Raw genomic sequence first — 16,241 nt, 5'->3', positions numbered from 1 at the left:
AATGGAGATATATAATGGTAAAACTGATAATTACAGGTCATGGCAGATTTTCCGATGGAATGTTGGACGGAATAAATTTTATAATGGGTATTCAGAAAGATATTATAAAAGTTGAATTTAATAATATAGATTTAGAGATATATTCAAACAAAATAGAAGATATTATTAAAAGCTCAAAGGAAGGTACATTAATATTTACGGATATTATCGGCGGTACTCCATTTAGGATATCTACTATTTTAGGCATGAAATATGACAATGTATATGTTGTAACCGGAACCAATATTTCGATGATAATAGAATCGATTATTAAAAGAGAAGTAATGCCGTTAAAAGAATTAGTCGAGCAGATAACAAATGTAGGGAAGAACGCTGTTCAGGTTTTTGACAAAAAATCAATCGCAGAAAAAAGCAGGAACATTAACAACCTTAATTAAAGCAGCAAACCAAAATTTTATAAAAAGGAGTGAAGCCTAAATAATATGAGGAAAATAATAAAAAATGCTCAAATACCTTTTAATGGTATAATGACGAAGGATAATGATGTCCTCATAGAAGATGGTATTATTAAATATGTGGGGCAACTAAAGGAGAAAGAATCTAAAAATAATGAGATAATAGATGCTTCTAATTATTATTTAATCCCAGGATTTATTGACTGCCACGGAGCCAATGGCTATGATGCATATGAATTGAAGCAAATGGCGATTGACTATGCCAGTAGAGGTGTTACCGGTTTTTATGTGACCATTGGACCTGAAAGCAATCAAGAATATTTTAGGATGTTTGAAGAATGTAGAAAGGCTTTTGGTTCCGATTATTTAGGAGCTTGTTTTTTAGGAATTCATCTTGAAGGACCATTCTTAAGTTTAGAAAAAAAAGGTGCTATGGATGAAAAAAAGCTTAGACAGGTAGTAACTCCCGAAGAAGTAGAAGAATTAATTGATGCAGGGGCTGATGTTATAAAGATAATAACAATATCTCCGGAATTAGAGGGAGCTTATGAGGCAATAAATAAATTTGCAGAAGCAGGAATAGTAGTTTCATTGGGTCATTCTATGGCAACTTATAAACAGGCCATGAGAGGTATCGAAGAAGGGGCTACTCAGGTAACTCATATGTATAATGCAATGAGAGCGTATGAACATAGAGAACCAGGCATCATGGGGGCGGCAATTCTTAGTGATGATATATATTGTGAACTTATAATGGATTGTGTCCATGTTAGCGAAGAAGCAATGAAAATATTAATTAAATCAAAAGGGACAGACAAAATTATGGCAGTATCTGATGGAGATATTAAGTTTGGGCATGATTCTTCTGACAGGGAAACTGAAGATTATATAATAAAGGACGGAGCAATTTATCTAAAAAACGGAGTACTGTATGGCAGCACAAGAGATGTGGCGGATCATTTCAAAACAATAATTGTCAAATTAGGGTTAGGTATACCTGATGCTGTAAAAATGACTTCTACAAATTGCGGAACACATATGAAGATAAAAAAAGGTAAAATTGAGAAAGGATTCGACGCTGATTTTAATTTTGTGGACAGTTCTTTTAAAGTCCGTAAAACCTTTATATCCGGACAAGAAATAATTTTATAACAGAAGATAAATTTTTAAAAATCTCCTGCTTAGAACTTTGCCTTTAGCTCTAAGCAGGAGATTTTATAATCCGTAGGGAAATTATAATTTCCTTGCTGTAGATTTTCCGTAAAATGAGTTTCAATAGGAGTTTTTTTATCCTATGGCAAACAAAAATTCCGCTTCACAAACTATTTGCCCGTCAACTTCTGCTTTACCCTTTCCTACGCCTATTGATCCTCTCAGTTTGGAAATTTCTACTGTCATTAATAGTGTATCTCCGGGGACAACTTTTTTTCTAAATTTAACTTTATTTAATCCTGCAAGAAACGGGGTCTTTCCTTTAAAATTTTCTTGGCTTAATATAACTACAGCTCCTGTTTGAGCCATTGCCTCTATTATGAGTACACCGGGCATTACAGGATATTCAGGAAAATGGCCTTGAAAAAAATATTCATTAATGGTAATATTTTTATATCCAATTCCTTTCACACCCTCCTCTATTATTTCTACTTTGTCGACAAGCAGAAAAGGATATCTGTGAGGGATGATATTTTTTATTTCAGTTACATTCAATACATTTTTCATTAAGAACACCTCATTATACTATATTTTGGAAAAAGAGAAAGAAAAATATTGATATTATATCTCCACTGATATAAAATATCTATAATATCCTTTAAAGGTTTATATGTAAACTTAACAATTAAATTATATTATAAAATATATCTTAATTCAAATATTTAAATTAAACATAAATTGGAGGTGCATATTTTGAATACTTTGTATCCCGTTGGAATTTCGGGAGTAGGAAGCTATGTGCCTGAAACGACACTTACAAATTTTGATTTGGAAAAGATGGTGGATACATCTGATGAATGGATAAGGACAAGAACTGGAATTGAATCGAGAAGAATCGCCGATAAAAGCATGGCAACATCTGATTTGTGTACTTTTGCCGCTCAAAAGGCAATGAAAGATGCGGGTGTTGAACCTGAAGATGTTGATCTTGTAATTATAGCAACAGTTACGTCTGATATGGCATATCCTTCCACGGCATGTTTAGTCCAGAAAAATTTGGGGCTGAAAAATGCAGCTGCCTTTGACATTTCTGTAGGTTGTTCAGGATTTTTATATGGACTTGCTATAGGTTCAAATTTTATTAAGACAGGAGCTTGTAAAACTGTATTGGTTATTGGAGCTGAAATACTTTCAAGAGTTCTTAATTGGACTGACAGAAGTACGTGTGTTCTTTTTGGAGATGGAGCAGGAGCATGTATTCTTCAAAGATGTGAAGAAGGCAAGGGAATTCTTGCTTATAATTTAGGGGCAGACGGAGCAAATGGCCATTTCTTGACTCAGCCTGCAGGCGGTTCAAGGATGCCCGCAAGTATTGAAACTGTTCAGAAAAAACTTCATACAGTACATATGAATGGAGGAGAAGTGTTTAAATTTGCGGTGAGATCTATGGAAAAAGTTGCTCTTGATACGTTAAATGATGCAGAAATGTCCTTAGATGATATTGATTTTCTTATTCCTCATCAAGCTAATATAAGGATTATAGAGTCTGTTGCCAAAAGACTTAAGGTACCAAAAGAAAAGGTGTTTATAAACTTAAATAAATATGGCAATATGTCTTCCGCATCAATTCCTGTAGCCATTGATGAAGCTGTATCCAAAGGATTAATTAAGAAGGATGACATAGTTCTTTTGGTTGCTTTTGGAGCGGGACTTACTTGGGCTTCCGTAATTTTAAAATGGTCTAAATAAAAGGGGTGTTTATTTTGTTTAATACGAGAGTATGTGAAATTTTAAATATAAAATATCCTATTATACAGGGAGGAATGGCATGGGTTGCTACTCATAGTTTAGCAGGAGCGGTATCAAACGGAGGAGGACTTGGAATCATAGCGGCAGGGAACGCACCTAAGGATGTAATTCGTGAAGAGATAAGAAAAACTAAGGAAATAACGGACAAGCCATTTGGAGTTAATATAATGCTTATGTCTCCTTCTGCCGAGGATATAATAGAATTGGTTTGTGAAGAAAGAGTTCCTGTTGTGACCACCGGAGCAGGAAATCCGGGAAAATATATAAGAAAATTTAAAGAATATGGAATAAAAGTTTTACCTGTAGTTCCTTCGGTGGCTTTAGCTAAAAGGCTGGAAAAAGAGGGAGTAGATGCACTGATAGCGGAAGGTACGGAAGCAGGTGGGCATATTGGAGAACAGACTACTATGTGTCTTGTTCCCCAAGTAATAGATGCAGTAGATATTCCGGTAATTGCGGCGGGAGGAATAGCTGACGGAAGGGGATTTCTGGCAGCTTTAAGTTTAGGTGCCGAAGGTATCCAAATGGGAACAAGATTTGTATGTTCTACAGAATGCAGTACCCATGAAAATTATAAAGAAGCAATACTGAAAGCCAAGGACAGAGATGCTATAGTTACGGGAAGAAGTACAGGATATCCTGTAAGAGTATTGAAAAATAAATTTGCAAAGGAATATTTAAAACTTGAAAAAGAAGGGGTTCCCTTTGAAAAATTGGAAAATTTAGGCGTAGGTAGACTTAGAAAAGCAGTGGTTGATGGAGATATTCCAAACGGTTCTTTAATGGCCGGACAAATAGCGGGAATGATACATGATATAAAACCATGTCAAGGGATAATTGAAGACATAGTTAGAGAAGCTGAAGAACAGCTAAATATGTTATTAAAGAGAAATGGGGAGGAATAAAAGATGGGGAAAGCTGCTTTTATATTTCCCGGGCAAGGAGCACAATATGTAGGAATGGGAAAAGATTTTTATGAAAGATTTTCTGTTTCCAGGGAAGTCTTTGACGAGGCAGATGAATCTCTCAATATGGGTTTAAGTTCTCTGTGTTTTGAGGGAGACGAAGATGAATTAAAAAAAACCGAAAATACTCAACCTGCTATTCTTACAACCAGCATTGCAATATTAAGAGCTGTAGAGAAAATGGGGATTGACTGTGATTATACAGCAGGTTTAAGCTTAGGAGAATATTCTTCTTTAGTAAAAGCCGAATCTATTAGTTTCTCAGATGCAGTAAAAGTTGTTAAAAAAAGAGGAAAGTATATGCAGGAAGCAGTTCCGGAAGGAAAGGGAGGCATGGCTGCAATATTGGGATTAGATAAAGAAGGTGTTCTTAAAGCAATTGAAGAATCAAGGCAGTATGGAGTAGTTGAAGTAGCTAATTATAACAGTCCTGAACAAATAGTTATTTCGGGAGAAATTCGCCCTTTGAATGTGGCGTGTGATAAGGCAAAAAAACTTGGAGCTAAAAAAGCTGTTATTTTGCGTGTAAGTGCACCTTTTCATTGCAAATTGCTGGAACCTGCCGGAGAAAAGTTAAAAGATGAATTAAAAAATATAGATATTTTCCCATTGAAAAAAGAAGTCATTGCTAATGTGGATGCAAAACCTGTTAAAAGAGAATCTATAATTCCAAATCTTATAAAACAGGTAAGCAGTCCGGTTTTGTGGACTGATACCATATCTTTTATGTTAAAAGAAGGAACAGATACTTTTGTAGAGATGGGACCTGGGAAAAGCTTGACAGGCTTTGTAAAGAGAATAGCAAAGTATGAAAATGTAGAGGTAAATGCTTATAATGTCAGTAATATAGAGGAATATAACGAATTGTGTGATTTTTTTAACAAAAGGAGGTATTAGTTTGACTATTAATGGCAGAAATGCTGTAGTTACAGGAGGTACAAGAGGAATCGGAAGATCGATAGCTTTGGGACTTGCACGAAATGGCGTAAATGTGGCAATAACATATATCTCTAATGATGATAAAGCAAAGGAGGTGATAGATGAGATAAAGAAATTTGAAGTGAAAGGAATAGCTGTAAAAGCGGATATTTCAGAAGAGAAAGATGTAAAAAATATGGTTGAATTGGTACTAAAACAATTTGACTCTGTAGACATATTGATAAACAACGCAGGAATTACAAAAGATGGTCTTTTAGTGAGGATGAAATCGGAGGATTGGGATTCAGTTATCAATACTAACCTGAGAGGAACATATCTTGTTACAAAGGCGGTGTCAAAGAGCATGATACGACAAAAGTCTGGAATAATTGTAAATATTGCGTCTGTAGTTGGATTGACGGGTAATGCCGGACAAAGTAATTACAGTGCTTCTAAAGCCGGTATTATAGGTTTTACAAAAACTGTTGCGAAAGAATTGGGAGGCAGAGGAATAAGGGTTAATGCTGTCGCACCGGGATTTGTAAAAACGGATATGACTGAAATTTTAAAAGATGATGTGAAGAAAAAGATGATTGATTCAATACCTCTGAAAAGATGTGCCGAACCGGAAGACATTGCTAATGCAGTTTTGTTTCTGTGCAGTAGGGAAGCCAGCTATATTACCGGTCAGGTAATAAATGTGGATGGCGGAATGGTAATGTAAAAGCATAATTGATATGAAGGAGGAAATTTATATGAATGTATTTGAAAAAATAAGGAATATTATTGCGGAACAACTTGAAATAGATGATTCGGAAGAAATAACCCTTGAAACTTCTATTATGGGAGATTTAGATGCAGACTCCTTGGATGCCGTTGAAGTAATGATGGGAATTGAAGATGAATTTGACATTGAGATTCCCGATGAAGATGCGGAAAAGTTTAAGAATATAGGAGATATTGTTAATTACGTGCAATCCAAAATAGCTTAAGGTTTAGGGGGGAATTTAGTTGAGAAGAGTAGTTATAACCGGTATTGGCCCTATAACTCCTATAGGCATAGGAAAAGAGAAATATTGGAATTCTTTAATAGAAGGGAAATCCGGTATTGGAAAAATTACATGTTTTGATGCTGAAGATTTTTCTGTTAAAATTGCAGGACAGGTAGATGATTTCTGTCCTGAAGACTACATGGATAAGAAGCAGGCCAAAAAAATGGACAGATTTGCCCAATTTGCAGTAGCAGGGACTGAGATTGCCATAAAAGACAGCGAAATGAATTTGGACAAAATTGATAAAAAAAGGGTTGGAATTATAATAGGTTCAGGGGTAGGAGGAATACAAACCTTTGAGAAAGAGCATACAAAATTGTTGGAAAAAGGTCCAAAAAGGATTAGTCCTTTTTTTATACCTATGATGATTTCTAACATGGCTCCGGGACAGGTATCAATGTTTTTTGGGTTCAAAGGACCTTCCCTTGATATTACTACAGCGTGTTCTTCCGGGACTCATGCAATAGGAGAGTCCTTTAGAATGATACAGAACGGTACAGCCGACATTATTATAACCGGCGGAAGTGAAGCATCCGTATGCCCTATGGCGGTAGCAGGGTTTTCTTCTATGAGAGCATTGTCCACAAGAAATGAAGAACCTGAAAGAGCAAGCAGGCCTTTTGACAAGAACAGAGACGGTTTTGTTGTAGGAGAAGGAGCAGGATTAATTGTACTGGAGGAACTGGAGCATGCGTTGAAAAGAGATGCTCATATATATGGAGAAATAGTAGGATATGGAATTACTTCAGATGCTTATCATATTACAGAACCGGAACCTGATGGAGAAGGGGCGGCAGATGCAATGAGACTGGCATTGGAGGACGGAAAAGTTGATTACAAATCCGTAGACTATATTAATGCTCATGGCACCAGTACTTATTATAATGACAAGTTGGAAACTTTAGCCATAAAGAAGGTATTTAAAGAGCATGCTCATGAAATCTCAATAAGTTCAACAAAATCTATGACAGGACATCTTTTGGGAGCAGCGGGAGGAATTGAAGCAATAGCTACTGTTTTGACTGTAGAAATGGGAATAATTCACCCCACCGTTAATTATGAGTTTCCTGATGAAGAATGTGATCTTGACTATACTCCCAATAAAAGCAAAATTAGAGATGTAAAATATGCCCTATCTAATTCTTTTGGTTTTGGTGGTCATAATGGATCAATACTTATAAAAAAATTTGAATAATTTATGCTGCCTCCCAATTGAATTCGGGAGGCATTTTTGTGATATAATATATGTTATGTGTTTTAAGTATCAGTATGGAGTGATTTTATGGATATTAAAATACCTCAATATGTGAAATTTATATTAAACAGATTGGAAGAGGAAGGTTATGAATCATATCTGGTAGGAGGGTGCATAAGAGATATTCTTATGGATAAGGTTCCTCAAGATTTTGATATAACTACTAACGCTCTTCCCGAACAAATTCAGAGTGTTTTTAATAACATAAAAACTATAGATGTAGGGAAAAAATTCGGTACTATAATAGTTTTGTCGGAAGGACACCGGGTGGAAGTTACCACGTTTAGAGTGGAGGGGAGTTATTCCGATGGCAGAAGACCTGATTGGGTAAATTTTTGTACTGATATTAAAAAAGATCTTTCAAGAAGAGATTTCACAATAAATGCATTAGCATATAATAAAACAGAAGGAATAGTTGATCCCTTTCACGGAATGGAGGATTTGAATAATGAAATTATACAAACTGTGGGGGATCCTGAAGAGAGGTTTAAAGAAGATTATCTTAGAATATTAAGAGCTATAAGATTTTCTTGTGAGCTGAAATTTAAAATAGAAAGAAAAACTTATTTATCCGGGAAGAAAAACGCGGATAAAATTCGAGATATTAGCATGGAAAGGATACAGAAGGAATTTTTCAAAATGCTTCTTTCAGAGACTCCTTCAACCGGAATAAGGTTAATGGAAGAAATGGGAGTTCTTAAAATAATAATCCCCGAGATTATTCCTGCCATAGGATTTGACCAAAAAAATCCTCACCATGATAAAGATGTATATAACCACATTCTTTGCGTATTGGATAATACTCCTTCTGTACTCAGCATACGTTTGGCCGCACTTTTCCATGATATTGGGAAACCTTATACTTTTACTGTTGATGAAAAAGGAATAGGCCATTTTTATAATCACGATAAAAAGGGAGCGGAAATAACTGAAGAAATATTGGAAAGATTTAAATGTTCAAAAGAACTTACAGAAGAGGTAAGAGAGTTAGTAGAATTACATATGAAACACGGCAGAAATTTTGGAGATAAAGGATTAAAAAGACTTATAAGAAGAATGGGGAAAGAAAAAATATTTTCTTTATTTACCCTTCAAAAGGCAGATAAAAAGTGCAGCAGCGGAGATTATGAATTTGAACATATTATTCAAATGGAGAATCGTACCAAAGAAATAATTAAAAATAAAGAGGCGTTTCAATTAAAGGATTTAGATATAGATGGAAGAGATTTAATTAATTTAGGATATAGAGAAGGAAAAGTCATAGGAGAGATATTAAATTATTTATTGGAAGAAGTTATGGGGAATTCAAAATTGAATAAGAAGAAAAGTTTAATAGAATTGGTTAATAGAAGATATCCCCTGAAATAGAAAAGTTTTGTTTCAAAAAATATTTGTTAATATAATTGGCTTGTGCTATGATAATAATGTTATATTTCTACATGGGAGGTAGAATTGATGGGTAGATTGTTTGGAACTGATGGAGTAAGAGGAATAGCTAACAAGGATTTAACACCGGAACTTGCCTTTAATATTGGAAGAGCAGGGGCGTATTTTTTGTCTAACGGCAAAAAGGGTAATATTGTTGTTGGAAGAGATACGAGAAAATCCGGAGATATGTTGGAGCAAGCCTTGACAGCTGGGATATTGTCAGTCGGGCTGAATGTTATATCCGTAGGAATAGTCCCCACTCCTTGTGTTGCTTATCTTACAAGAAAGTATAATGCTTTAAGCGGAGTAGTTATTTCGGCATCCCATAACCCGGTAGAATACAATGGGATCAAATTTTTTAATGAAAAGGGATATAAACTTGATGATAGTATAGAAGAGAAAATAGAAAGCATAATTTTAGATAGGGGTGTCATAGATTTAAGGCCGATTGCAGGAGATATAGGAGAAAAAATAGTATCTGAGAATGGAGCAAGAGATTATATAGACCATTTGAAAAAAACAATAGATACTGATTTGAATGGGCTTAAAATTGCCATTGACTGCGGAAACGGAGCAGTATACGATATTGCCCTTAAACTTTTTACAGAATTAAACGGAGATGTGGTAGTCATAAATCGTGAGCCAAACGGAGTCAATATTAACGTGAATTGTGGGTCTACTAATCCTGCTATGATTAAAAAATTGGTTTTGAAAACAAAAGCTGATATAGGGCTTTCTTATGATGGAGATGCAGACAGATTGATAGCTGTAGATGAAAAAGGAAATATTGTAGATGGAGATCATATATTAGCTATATGCGGAACACGGCTTAAAGAGGAAGGAAAATTAAAAAATAACGGGATAGTAGGAACGGTTATGACAAATATGGGCTTGGATGTTTATTTAAAGAGCAAAGGAATAAATATTGTGAAAACTAAGGTTGGAGATAGGTATGTAATAGAGGAGATGTTGAAAGATGGGTATGTTCTTGGAGGAGAACAATCGGGTCATATAATATTTCTTGAATATAATACTACGGGAGACGGCCTTCTTACATCGCTGCAGTTAATTGATACCGTGAAAAAGACAAATAAAAGATTATCCGAGTTGAATAATTTGATGGTTAATTATCCTCAGGTGTTAGTTAATGCAAAGGTGAAAAATGAGAATAAGAATAGATACCTTGAAGATGAGGTTATAAAAGAAAGGATAAGAAATCTTGAGTTTGAATTTAACGGAGAGGGAAGAGTTGTCATCAGACCTTCAGGAACGGAACCTTTAGTCAGAGTAATGATAGAAGGAAAGGATCAGAATAAAATTGATAAAATGGCAACAGAATTAGCCGATTTGATTGAAAAAAGACTGGGAGAAAAAGTTTGGGGATGCCAATACAACTAATTAAAAGGGAAGGTGAAAATAATGTGTGGAATAATAGGATATATAGGAGATAAGGAAGCTCAGCCCATATTGATTCAGGGGTTAAAAAGATTAGAATACAGAGGATATGATTCTGCCGGAATTGCAGTTATTGATAAAGGGAAAATAGACGTATTTAAATGTAAAGGCAGAATAGCAAACTTGGAAGAAAAAATCAAATTTAGCAAGATACATGGGAATGTAGGGATTGCTCATACAAGATGGGCAACTCACGGAGAACCTTCAGATATCAATGCTCATCCACATTTGAACCAAAAAGGAAATATTGCGGTGGTTCATAATGGGATTATAGAAAACTATCTGGAATTAAGGAAGAAATTAGCAGAAAAAGGATATACTTTTTTATCCGAAACTGATACGGAAGTTATACCGTCATTGATTGATTATTATTACAATGGGGATTTGAAAGAAGCTGTACTTACTGCTTTGAAAGAACTGAAAGGCTCTTTTGCTTTAGCTATCATGTCAAAGGATAATCCGGATGAAATAATAGCTGTGAGAAGGGACAGCCCATTAGTCATAGGAATAGGGAAAGGTGAAAACTTTATAGCTTCAGATATAACTGCTGTTATTAATTGGACTAAAGACGTTATAATAATAGAGAACAGTGAAGTGGCAGTAGTTAAGAAAGATTCTCTGCAGCTGATGGATTTTGACGGAAATTTAATTGAAAGAGAACCCTTTGAAGTGACATGGAATGTCGGAGAATCTCAAAAGGGCGGATATGAGCATTTTATGCTTAAAGAGATATCGGAGCAACCAAAGGCTCTTAAAGATACTATATCTCCGAGAATAGATGAAAGCGGAAATATAAAACTTGATGAATTTCCTACAAATTTTGATAATGTAAATAAAATTTATATTATAGCTTGTGGGACAGCCTATCATGCAGGATTAGTAGGGAAAAATCTTATAGAGAAATATGCAAAGATTCCTGTGTCGGTGGATATTGCTTCCGAGTTCAGATACAACAATCCGTTTATCGATAAAAATACTTTTATGATAATTATAAGCCAATCTGGAGAAACAGCAGATACATTGGCTGCCTTAAGACTTGGAAGAAAGAAAGGGGCAAAGATTCTTTCCATATGCAATGTAGTAGGAAGTTCTATTCCACGGGAATCCGATTATTGTGTGTATACATGGGCAGGTCCTGAGATTGCGGTAGCATCTACAAAGGCATATACTACTCAGGTAGCTGTTTTGGCTATGATTTCTCTTTATATAGGAAAATTAAGAAAAACCATCTCAGATGATGAATATACAAAAGTATTAAATGAAATAAAATCTTTTCCTCAAAAAGCTGAAAGTGTTTTGAAAATGGAATCTGAAATTGAAAGTATATCATCTTATATTGTGAATCAAAAAGATGTATTTTATATAGGAAGAAGTATAGATTATTATGTGGCAATGGAAGGTAGTTTGAAACTTAAGGAAATATCATACATACATTCTGAAGCCATAGCAGCGGGAGAATTAAAGCATGGTACCTTAGCGTTAGTTGAGGATGGAGTTCCCGTTATAGCATTGGCTACTCAGAATAGATTGTTTGATAAAACATTAAGCAATATAAAAGAAGTAAAAGCAAGAGGAGGATATGTAATAGCTATAGCTAAAAAGGGAAATAAGGAAATAGAAAAAGAAGCGGATGTCGTGTTATATATTCCGGAAATAATAGATGAGCTGACGGCTCCACTATCGGGAATATTGCTTCAACTGTTAGCTTATTATGCAGCAAAGAAAAAAGGCTGTGATATAGATAAACCAAGAAATTTGGCAAAATCCGTAACTGTAGAATAAAATTATAAGGCTGTAGTATTTTACTCTATAATAATGAACTTTGTGAAACCTCGCAGTAGATACAGAATAATTTCTGATTTGTTGCGGGTGTATAACCAAAAAAAACTCGTGTCACAAATAAAAAAGTTGTGTTAAATGTATAACCAAAAAAAACTCGTGTCACAAATAAAAAAGTTGTGTTAAAAATAAAAAAGTCATGTTAAAAGTCATGGTGAAAATAGGGTAGAAAACCTTATTGGAGCCATGATTTTTGTTTTAGGATGAGTAGGGTTAAGGGGTAAGGTATAAGGTTAAAAGTATTGATTTTATTGGATTTGAATAGAGTATTGATGAAAGATATTGATTAAAACTTTTCCCTTTTCTCTTGATACTTATCCCTATTTATGACACGACTTTTTTATCTAAAATGAGAGTAAAAATAGGAAATTATTAGGAGAAAAGAACAAGGAAAGTGGGTGATTTTTGACATGACTTTTTTATCTGGAAGAAAATAGGTAAATATGGTTAAGGATAGATGGGACAAGGGGTTGAGGGGTGTTGGGTTTTGACATGAGTTTTTTATGTGTATACATAGTTAGGATTAAGTTTTATTCTAAAAAGGGTTAAGGGATAAGGGGCAAAATAAAAAAGTTGTGTCAAAGATAAAAAACTTGTGTTAAAAATAAAAAAGTCGTGTTAAAAATGAAAAAGTTGTGTTAGATAGTTCAATGCATAATAGATAAAAATATAAAATCCCATTGACCAAGGAAGAAAATGAACTTCCAAAGAAAATTAAATATTTCTTGATACAAGAATAGAAATGCAATTATGTTACTTGCCTTTAAATAAATAAGTCATAAACCTTGGATTCTAACAGACTTTTATTCCTGCTTTATATCGTATTATCTTATTTCTATTTTTATAAAGAACAATAATTTAAAATAGAAAAGTAATTTCATAAGTGGCAAAATTGTATTTAAATAAAAATAGAGTTATGTTATATTAAGGTCATAACAAGTAGTATATTACGGATAGCAAAGTTATTATAAATCTATTACAATGTCTAAGCCTTAGAATTGAAAAAATGATAAAAACCAAAATAGCGAAAGAATTAGAAGGATGTGTGATTATGTTCAGAGAAATGAGAAGGAAGAAACAGTTGTTATCCAAAGAAGAGACAATTGAGATTCTAAAGTCATGTACTTCTGGAGTTTTAGGTGTAATTGGCGACGATGGTTACCCGTATACCGTTCCAGTAAGTTACGCTTTAAAAGACGACAAAATATTCATTCATAGCGCAAAAGAGGGGCATAAGATTGACAGTATAAAAAGGAATGATAAGGTGTCATTTTGTGTAATAGAAAAAGATGAAGTAATACAAAAAACTTTTACTACTCATTTTAGAAGTGTTTCTATCTTTGGTAGAGCAAGGATTCTTACAGACGACTCTGAGAAACGATATGCTCTCGAAAGTTTAATTGAAAAATATTCGCCTGACCATATTGAAGAAGGACAGCAGGAAATCGAAAGAGCATGGGATAGAGTATGTTTAATTGAAGTCAAAATCGAATATATGACAGGTAAAGCGGCTATAGAAATTGTCAATGGTAAGAAGTAAATCAGTTCGCTTTATTCTTTTAATTTATAATAGTAATTGCAATTAAGGATTAGTAGACCGTGTGAAAACCTATTCTTCCGCAGTAGGCTCTTTGGGTTTATATAAATCTGTATTATCAAGAATTGGACATAATATTGCGTCAGTAACTATTATGGGGGTATGAAGGTGGAAGATTATAATGTTGTGAAAAATGATTTCAATGAAATATCAGAACTTGATGACCCAAAATGGAATCATAATAACTGTTATTTCAAACAACTCATGAAACTTATTCCAGATAATGTTAATACTTGCCTTGACATCGGCTGCGATAAAGGTGAACTCTTATTTATGCTGTCCAAAAAATCTAAAAGGGGGATATGTTATGATTGGTTTGCTTAATCTTGGTAGCCTAGTGCTTGGAGTAATTGCCTGGATACTTCCTGTTGTCAATCTTATGCGATATAAGAATCATGGCAACAGGAATTGGGTTTTTCTTTCTATTATGAGCATCAGCGCTTGTGCTATTTCACTATGTTTCCAGATTCTTTATGGCTACCATCTAGTAAAGATTGAGGACTGGTCTGCTCTTATGGACACTACTGGTGCTGCGGCATTTGCCGCTATTATTCTTCTCACTGTTACTATCATATTAAATGCAATTACTCTGATTGCATATCGAGACAAAACGTCAAAGTAGGAGGATAGGGTGTTTTTGTTTGCATATAACTTGAAATGAAAAGAAGAACAAATAGATAGAAAGGGAAATTTATAATGAAACAAAACAAATACGATGATGACACCTTTTTTAATAAATATAGTAATATGGATAGGTCGAAAAATGGTCTTGAAGGTGCGGGGGAGTGGCATGAACTGAAAAATATGCTGCCTGACTTCAAAGATAAAAGGGTTTTGGATTTAGGCTGCGGGTTTGGATGGCATTGTCGCTATGCTGTAGAGAACGGTGCCAGGTCAGTAATTGGAATTGATATTTCACAAAAAATGTTAAGTGAAGCAAAGAGTAAAACAAAGTGTGGAAATATCGAGTATATCTGTATGCCAATAGAAGACATAGATTTTCCTGAAGAATCCTTTGATGTTGTTATCAGTTCCCTGGCGCTTCACTATATTAAATCCTTTGAGGATGTTTTAGATAGAGTATATAAATGCCTTTCAAGGGGTGGAGATTTTATATTTTCTGTAGAGCATCCCATTTTTACTGCCCAAGGCCCTCAGGATTGGTATTATGATGATAAGGGCAATATTCTGCATTGGCCAGTTGACCATTATTTCACAGAAGGCATTCGCAATGCTAAATTTCTAGGTGAGGAAGTTATTAAATATCATCGGACACTTACTACATACTTAAACAGTCTCATAAAAATAGGCTTTGAAATAACAGGTGTTGTCGAACCAAAGCCTGCAGAAAATATGCTCAACACAGTACCTGGGATGCGGGATGAACTGCGCCGGCCGATGATGCTGCTTGTGTCAGCAAGAAAGAAGTTATATTAGAACAAAATGAAGGCGGAGGTGGAGTGCTGCGATGGTAGAAAATATTTTGAATCAAATCACCAGAGAATTGGAAGGCATACCAGGCATTATAGGTATAGTTTTAGGAGGCTCAAGAGCAAGAGGTACCAATCATGAAAAGTCCGACATAGATATCGGAATATACTATGACGAAACAGAGGGCTTTGATATCAGAGAATTAGGCAAGGTTGCTTCAAAACTAGATGATGAGCATAGAGAAAATTTAATTACACAAATAGGTGGATGGGGACCTTGGGTAAATGCGGGCGGATGGCTTGTTGTTAAAGGATATCATGTAGACTTTATATTACGTGACATAAAAAGGGTGTCTCAGGTTGTTGATGATTGTTTGTCAGGAAAAGTATCTGCTCATTACCAAACTGGTCATCCCCATGCATATTTAAATGTAATGTATATGGGCGAAATTTCCGTTTGCAAAATACTTGTTGACCCTAGGGGTAAAATTTCAGAATTAAAATCCAGAACCAAGCCATATCCTCAAACTTTAAAAGATGCAATAGTTCAATATTTTATGTTTGAGGCCTCCTTTTCCTTAATGTTTGCTGAGGATAATGTCGATAAGGATGACATTTATTATGTATGTGGACATTGTTTCAGAAGTATTTCTTGCTTAAATCAAGTTTTATTTGCTTTGAATGAAGAATACTGCATTAATGAGAAAAAAGCGGTCAGAACGATTGATGGCTTTATTATAAAGCCCAGGGATTATAAAAATAGAATAGATAAGATTATTACATTACTTTCCGCTGATAGAGATACTACAAGAGAAGGGATAAATATGCTTAAGGAACTTATTTCTGAAACAGAAATCCTTCTTGTTAAGTAATAAAATCATTTTGT

General features: G+C 34.6%; 17 protein-coding genes. 16 read left to right on the top strand and 1 reads right to left on the bottom strand.

Features of this window, described 5'->3' with window-relative positions; genetic code table 11:
• The first annotated feature begins 14 nt into the window (after positions 1–14).
• Together EQM13_RS13870 and nagA are read left to right on the top strand one after the other, a co-directional pair.
• Positions 15–437, top strand: coding sequence for a PTS sugar transporter subunit IIA (locus EQM13_RS13870; protein ID WP_128753011.1), 423 nt, complete (start codon positions 15–17; stop codon positions 435–437).
• A gap of 45 nt (positions 438–482) precedes the next feature.
• On the top strand, positions 483–1,607 hold the full coding sequence (nagA, locus tag EQM13_RS13865; RefSeq protein WP_128753010.1) for an N-acetylglucosamine-6-phosphate deacetylase: 1,125 nt from the start codon (positions 483–485) through the stop codon (positions 1,605–1,607).
• A 135-nt stretch (positions 1,608–1,742) separates the two neighbouring features.
• Here the strand turns inward: nagA and fabZ are convergent, their stop codons facing one another.
• Positions 1,743–2,174, bottom strand: a complete 432-nt coding sequence (gene fabZ, locus EQM13_RS13860; protein WP_128753009.1) for a 3-hydroxyacyl-ACP dehydratase FabZ — start codon at positions 2,172–2,174, stop codon at positions 1,743–1,745.
• Between the two features lie 186 nt (positions 2,175–2,360).
• On the opposite strand from fabZ, the gene EQM13_RS13855 reads away from it, so the two are divergent.
• The 14 genes from EQM13_RS13855 (at position 2,361) to EQM13_RS13790 (ending at position 16,227) form a co-directional block, all read left to right on the top strand.
• Complete coding sequence (locus EQM13_RS13855) at positions 2,361–3,356, top strand: beta-ketoacyl-ACP synthase III (protein ID WP_114219817.1); 996 nt, start codon at positions 2,361–2,363, stop codon at positions 3,354–3,356.
• Positions 3,357–3,370: 14 nt separating this feature from the next.
• On the top strand, positions 3,371–4,321 hold the full coding sequence (gene fabK / locus EQM13_RS13850) for an enoyl-[acyl-carrier-protein] reductase FabK (protein ID WP_128753008.1): 951 nt from the start codon (positions 3,371–3,373) through the stop codon (positions 4,319–4,321).
• 3 nt (positions 4,322–4,324) lie between these two features.
• Positions 4,325–5,278, top strand: a complete 954-nt coding sequence (fabD, locus tag EQM13_RS13845; protein ID WP_128753007.1) for an ACP S-malonyltransferase — start codon at positions 4,325–4,327, stop codon at positions 5,276–5,278.
• Position 5,279: 1 nt separating this feature from the next.
• A complete protein-coding gene (gene fabG, locus EQM13_RS13840; RefSeq protein ID WP_128753006.1) occupies positions 5,280–6,023 on the top strand; it encodes a 3-oxoacyl-[acyl-carrier-protein] reductase in 744 nt (247 codons plus the stop codon).
• Between the two features lie 31 nt (positions 6,024–6,054).
• Positions 6,055–6,291 (top strand): acyl carrier protein, encoded by a 237-nt coding sequence (gene acpP / locus EQM13_RS13835; RefSeq protein WP_071140897.1) that lies wholly within the window; start codon positions 6,055–6,057, stop codon positions 6,289–6,291.
• A 19-nt stretch (positions 6,292–6,310) separates the two neighbouring features.
• Positions 6,311–7,546: a beta-ketoacyl-ACP synthase II gene (gene fabF, locus EQM13_RS13830; RefSeq protein WP_128753005.1), complete on the top strand. Its 1,236-nt coding sequence runs from the start codon at positions 6,311–6,313 to the stop codon at positions 7,544–7,546.
• Between the two features lie 87 nt (positions 7,547–7,633).
• Entirely contained in the window at positions 7,634–8,974 is a 1,341-nt protein-coding gene (locus tag EQM13_RS13825; protein ID WP_128753004.1) for a CCA tRNA nucleotidyltransferase, read from the top strand.
• A gap of 87 nt (positions 8,975–9,061) precedes the next feature.
• Positions 9,062–10,432 (top strand): phosphoglucosamine mutase, encoded by a 1,371-nt coding sequence (glmM, locus tag EQM13_RS13820; RefSeq protein ID WP_128753003.1) that lies wholly within the window; start codon positions 9,062–9,064, stop codon positions 10,430–10,432.
• Between the two features lie 21 nt (positions 10,433–10,453).
• Positions 10,454–12,271 (top strand): glutamine--fructose-6-phosphate transaminase (isomerizing), encoded by a 1,818-nt coding sequence (glmS, locus tag EQM13_RS13815; protein ID WP_128753002.1) that lies wholly within the window; start codon positions 10,454–10,456, stop codon positions 12,269–12,271.
• A 1,108-nt stretch (positions 12,272–13,379) separates the two neighbouring features.
• Positions 13,380–13,868, top strand: coding sequence for a pyridoxamine 5'-phosphate oxidase family protein (locus EQM13_RS13810; RefSeq protein WP_103091500.1), 489 nt, complete (start codon positions 13,380–13,382; stop codon positions 13,866–13,868).
• 165 nt (positions 13,869–14,033) lie between these two features.
• On the top strand, positions 14,034–14,249 hold the full coding sequence (locus tag EQM13_RS13805) for a hypothetical protein (protein ID WP_206172709.1): 216 nt from the start codon (positions 14,034–14,036) through the stop codon (positions 14,247–14,249).
• A complete protein-coding gene (locus tag EQM13_RS13800) occupies positions 14,233–14,547 on the top strand; it encodes a hypothetical protein (protein WP_114219953.1) in 315 nt (104 codons plus the stop codon). Before EQM13_RS13805 ends, EQM13_RS13800 begins: the two co-directional genes overlap by 17 nt.
• Before the next feature lie 74 nt (positions 14,548–14,621).
• Positions 14,622–15,362, top strand: coding sequence for a class I SAM-dependent methyltransferase (locus EQM13_RS13795; protein ID WP_014253610.1), 741 nt, complete (start codon positions 14,622–14,624; stop codon positions 15,360–15,362).
• 31 nt (positions 15,363–15,393) lie between these two features.
• Positions 15,394–16,227, top strand: coding sequence for a nucleotidyltransferase domain-containing protein (locus EQM13_RS13790; protein WP_128753001.1), 834 nt, complete (start codon positions 15,394–15,396; stop codon positions 16,225–16,227).
• The last annotated feature ends 14 nt before the right edge of the window (positions 16,228–16,241 follow it).

Origin of the sequence: Acidilutibacter cellobiosedens (assembly GCF_004103715.1) — a bacterium.
In the GTDB taxonomy this organism is placed as follows: Bacteria; Bacillota; Clostridia; order Tissierellales; family Acidilutibacteraceae; genus Acidilutibacter; species Acidilutibacter cellobiosedens.
This window is presented reverse-complemented; position numbering and strand designations above follow the sequence as displayed.

Excerpts from the sequence above, each read along its gene's own strand:
- fabZ (WP_128753009.1), bottom strand. The coding sequence starts at position 2,174 with ATGAAAAATGTATTGAATGTAACTGAAATAAAAAATATCATCCCTCAC.
- acpP (WP_071140897.1), top strand. The coding sequence starts at position 6,055 with ATGAATGTATTTGAAAAAATAAGGAATATTATTGCGGAACAACTTGAA.
- nagA (WP_128753010.1), top strand. The coding sequence starts at position 483 with ATGAGGAAAATAATAAAAAATGCTCAAATACCTTTTAATGGTATAATG.
- EQM13_RS13790 (WP_128753001.1), top strand. The coding sequence starts at position 15,394 with ATGGTAGAAAATATTTTGAATCAAATCACCAGAGAATTGGAAGGCATA.
- EQM13_RS13870 (WP_128753011.1), top strand. The coding sequence starts at position 15 with ATGGTAAAACTGATAATTACAGGTCATGGCAGATTTTCCGATGGAATG.
- EQM13_RS13825 (WP_128753004.1), top strand. The coding sequence starts at position 7,634 with ATGGATATTAAAATACCTCAATATGTGAAATTTATATTAAACAGATTG.
- glmM (WP_128753003.1), top strand. The coding sequence starts at position 9,062 with ATGGGTAGATTGTTTGGAACTGATGGAGTAAGAGGAATAGCTAACAAG.
- fabD (WP_128753007.1), top strand. The coding sequence starts at position 4,325 with ATGGGGAAAGCTGCTTTTATATTTCCCGGGCAAGGAGCACAATATGTA.
- EQM13_RS13810 (WP_103091500.1), top strand. The coding sequence starts at position 13,380 with ATGTTCAGAGAAATGAGAAGGAAGAAACAGTTGTTATCCAAAGAAGAG.
- EQM13_RS13800 (WP_114219953.1), top strand. The coding sequence starts at position 14,233 with ATGATTGGTTTGCTTAATCTTGGTAGCCTAGTGCTTGGAGTAATTGCC.
- glmS (WP_128753002.1), top strand. The coding sequence starts at position 10,454 with ATGTGTGGAATAATAGGATATATAGGAGATAAGGAAGCTCAGCCCATA.
- EQM13_RS13795 (WP_014253610.1), top strand. The coding sequence starts at position 14,622 with ATGAAACAAAACAAATACGATGATGACACCTTTTTTAATAAATATAGT.